The sequence below is a fragment of the Pseudonocardia sp. genome (assembly GCF_035305885.1).
In the GTDB taxonomy this organism is placed as follows: domain Bacteria; phylum Actinomycetota; class Actinomycetes; order Mycobacteriales; family Pseudonocardiaceae; genus Pseudonocardia.
Genome location: NZ_DATGOP010000040.1, coordinates 1 through 3,722 on the forward strand (window position 1 = coordinate 1; position 3,722 = coordinate 3,722).

The following is a 3,722-nucleotide window of genomic DNA, read 5'->3' on the forward strand; positions in this document are numbered from 1 at the left end:
CCCGCCGAGGCCATCAACGGCCGCCTCGAGCACCTCCGCGGCATCGCCCTCGGCTTCCGCAACCTGACCAACTACATCGCCCGAGCACTCCTGGAAACCGGAGGCTTCAGATCCGCCCTACACCCTGGATTGTGAAGAGCCAGATTCGAGTGCTCACCGGAGGCCTTGGCCTCATCGAGCATCCGCAGCGCGCGCTCGCGCATCTCGGGAGAGTACTTCTGGTTCATCGCGTTCCATCCTTGCTTCAAGAAAGGAACGAAACCCAGGCCGATTCAGAGTCGGAGCCGTTCTGGGACCTCTTCTGGCAGGCGCCGTGCTCGTGGCCGCAGCGCAGCGGCGATCTCCGCACCGTGATCATGCTGACGGACTTCCTGCCCACGAGGCGCGAGCAGCTCGCCGACCCGATGCTGCGCGAGGTGTATACCGACGTCCGGCACGAGCTGATGCTCTCCCTGCCCGCGGAACCCCGGCACGCGCGCCGGATCATCCTCGTCCGCACCGACGACGCGCCGTTCACCGAGCGCGACCGGCAGGTCGTCTCGCTGATGCGCCCCTACGTGCACGAGCTGTGGCTCGACGCCGAACGACGACGAGGCGCTGCGCCGCGGCTCTCCTCACGGGAGTGGGAGGTCCTGGTGCTCGTCGGCGGCGGCCTGACCCACGCCGAGGTCGCCGACGTCCTGTTCATCTCGCCCGCGACGGTCCGCAAGCACATGGAGCACGTCCGAGAGCGGCTGGGAGTGCACTCCGCCGCGGCTGCGGCGGCGCTGGCGCTCCCGTTCGCGCCGCCCCTGCGCCCCGATCGGGTCGTGGCGGAGCTCCGCTCCTGACCGGTCCTGCCGGCGACGGCGCTGCCGGCAGCTGCTACGACCCGAACCGAGCCACCAGCCGCCCGAGCGCGGCGTCGACATCGGGGTCCACGACCTTCCGCCGCTCGTCGGCGTCGTACCAGGCGATCACCTCGGCGGCGCCCTGCCAGTAGCGGGTGGTCGCGGTGTACTCCGGCACCAGCGCCTTGATCTTGCTGTTGTCGAAGACGACCGAGTGGACCTTGTCGCCGACGAGGCCGTCGCGCTCGTGGGGCAGCTCGGTGCCGATGACCCACCCGGGGAGCGGGACGAGCGTCGGCTCCGGGGCGCCGGCGGCGCGGGCGAGGATCCGGGTGATCTGCGCCCAGGTGAGCACCTCGTCGGAGGTGATGTGGAAGGTGTCGCCCACCGCACGGCGGTCGCCGAGCAGGCCCACGAACGCCACCGCGAAGTCGCGGGTGTGGGTCAGCGTCCACAGCGACGTGCCGTCGCCGAGCACCGGCACCGGGAGTCCGCGGCGCATCCGGTCCACCGCCGTCCAGCCGCCCGGGATCGGGATGCTGCGCTCGTCGTAGGTGTGGCTCGGCCGCACGATCGTCACCGGGAAGTCCCGTTCCCGCCACGCCCGCACCAGCAGCTCCTCGCTCGCGATCTTGCTCCGCGAGTACTCCCAGTGCGGGTTCTTCAGCGGCGTCGACTCCGTGATCGGCAGCCGCTCCACCGGCTTCGCGTATGCCGACGCCGAGGAGATGTACACGTACTGGCCCACCGCGCCGTCGAAGATCTCGACGTCGGCCGCCGCCTGCTCGGGCGAGAACGACCGGAAGTTCACGACGACGTCCCACTCCTGGCCCGCCACCGCCGCCCGGATCGAGTCGGGGTCGCCCGCGTCGCCGACCAGGCTGCGCGCCCCCTCGATCGGTGGCCGGGCGTCCGGGGCGTCCGACGACGCCGAGACGCCCCGGTTCAGCAGCGTCAGGTCGTGACCCCGCTCGATCGCCAGGCGGCTCGTCGCGGCGCTGATCGTCCCGTTGCCGCCGATGAACAGGATCCGCAACGCTGCCATGCGCGCCACCCTAACCAGTCGGCCGCCACCACCCACGGCCCCGCCCTCACCGACCAGGCCTCGAATGCCTCGGATGCCGCGACGGCGCGGGCCCGGTTAGCGAGCGCCTGCAGGCTCCCCGAACCACCGCCGCATCGCGTCGTCGAGCGCGCCGTCGCCCGCCCAGACGACGTGCCCGTCCGGGCGGAGCAGCAGCGCCTCGGCGTCGACCTCCTCGGCGGAGTCGACGACGTGGTCGACCCGGTCCTCCCACCCAGCCGTGGAGAGCTGCCCGGCGGGGTCGAGCAGCAGGCCGCGGCCCTGGTGCATGAGCTCGTACAGCCGCCGTCCGCTCACGAGCGGGCGGTCGCGCTGGCGACGTCCGAGCAGGTCCGGGCCCTCGCCGACGTCGTAGCGGATCCCGGTCGCCGCCACCAGCTCCATGAGGTGCCGCGTGACACCCGGGATGTCCATGAGGTCCGACAGCAGGCGGCGCACGGCCTGCGGCCCGGGCTCGAGCCGCATCAGCTCCGACTGTGCGCGCGTGTTGTCCAGGACGTCCGCCGCCACCGGCCGGCGCTCGCTCTCGTAGCTGTCCAGCAGGCCGTCGGGTGCCCAGCCGCGTACCTGTGCGGCGAGCTTCCAGCCGAGGTTGAACGCGTCCTGCAGCCCGAGGTTGAGGCCCTGGCCACCGAGCGGGGCGTGCACGTGCGCCGCGTCGCCCGCGAGCAGCACTCGACCCACCCGGTAGCGCTCCGCCAGCCGGGTGGCATCGCCGAACCGGGACAGCCAGCGCGGCGAGTGCGCGCCGAAGTCGGTGCCCGCCACCTCGCGCACGCGCGCGGTGAACTCTTCGAACGTCGGCGCCACGGCGCTCCCGCTCACGTCCGCCGCGGGCACGACGCCGCGGAACGTCCCCGTCCCGGTCGGCCCGACGCCGAACCCCAGGTTCGTCTGCCGCACCTCGCCCACCACGGCGGCGACCTCCTCGGCGGGCGCGTCGACGTCGAACTCCGCCAGCAGCCACTCGTGCGACGCGGGCTCGCCCGCGAAGTCCACGCCCAGCGCCTTGCGGACCGTGCTGCGGCCGCCGTCGCACGCGACCACCCAGCGAGCCTCGAACGTCCCACCGGACGCGAGCCGGCCGGTGACGGCCTCCTCGGTCTGGTCGAGCCCGACCACCTCGGCGCCGCGTCGGATCACGACGCCGCGCTCGACGGCGTGCTCCAGCAGCAGCCGCTCCACCTCGGTCTGCCGCAGCCCGAGGATGTACGGGTGGGCCGTGTCCAGCTCGGCCGACGGCTTCATGATCCCCGCGAAGTGCACCCCGGCCGGGTAGGTCTGACCCGCCCCGAGGAACCGCTCCAGGATGCCCCGCTGGTCGAGCATCTCCAGGCTGCGGACGTGCAGGCCCAGCCCGCGCACCACCTTCGTCGGCTCCGCGTCGCGCTCCAGCACGGCAGCCTCGATGCCGTGCAGCGCGAGCTCCGTCGCCAGCCAGACACCGGTCGGGCCCGCGCCCACGATCGCCACGTCGATCATGCATCACTCCCATTTCCACGTATAAGTGCCGGACATTCTGGACCGGGAAATGGGTCTTGCGGCAAGAGGGGGGTCGATATATATTCTGAAAGAGCAAGAACGACGGCGTTCTTTTCTCTTTCTCTTCCTTTCGGATCCTCTTCTCAGGATCGCGTTCCTGCCATGGGTCGGCACGGCACAGCCGCCGAGCCCGCGAGCCGTGCGGCCGCGCTACCGCGGCGCCGGCCCCACCGACCCCCGCCGCACCACCGGGCACGCGACGAGCTGCTCACCGACCGGGTCGGCGCCGTCGAGCTCGGCGAGGAGGGCGCGTGCGGCGACGCGGC

Annotated in this window: 3 protein-coding genes and 1 pseudogene; 2 read left to right on the forward strand and 2 right to left on the reverse strand. The window is 72.2% G+C overall.

Annotation, left to right across the window (positions count from 1 at the left end):
- Positions 1 to 135 (forward strand): annotated as a pseudogene (locus VKZ81_RS08125) (ISL3 family transposase); the annotation flags it as partial.
- Positions 136 to 356: 221 nt separating this feature from the next.
- Positions 357 to 830, forward strand: a complete 474-nt coding sequence (locus VKZ81_RS08130) for a helix-turn-helix transcriptional regulator (RefSeq protein WP_324240833.1) — start codon at positions 357 to 359, stop codon at positions 828 to 830.
- Positions 831 to 864: 34 nt separating this feature from the next.
- On the opposite strand, the gene VKZ81_RS08135 is transcribed toward VKZ81_RS08130, so the two are convergent.
- Positions 865 to 1,875, reverse strand: coding sequence for an NAD-dependent epimerase/dehydratase family protein (locus tag VKZ81_RS08135; RefSeq protein ID WP_324240831.1), 1,011 nt, complete (start codon positions 1,873 to 1,875; stop codon positions 865 to 867).
- A gap of 96 nt (positions 1,876 to 1,971) precedes the next feature.
- Positions 1,972 to 3,396 carry an FAD-dependent monooxygenase gene (locus VKZ81_RS08140; protein ID WP_324240832.1) on the reverse strand — a complete coding sequence of 475 codons (1,425 nt, stop codon included), beginning with the start codon at positions 3,394 to 3,396 and terminating at the stop codon, positions 1,972 to 1,974.
- Positions 3,397 to 3,722 lie beyond the last annotated feature (326 nt).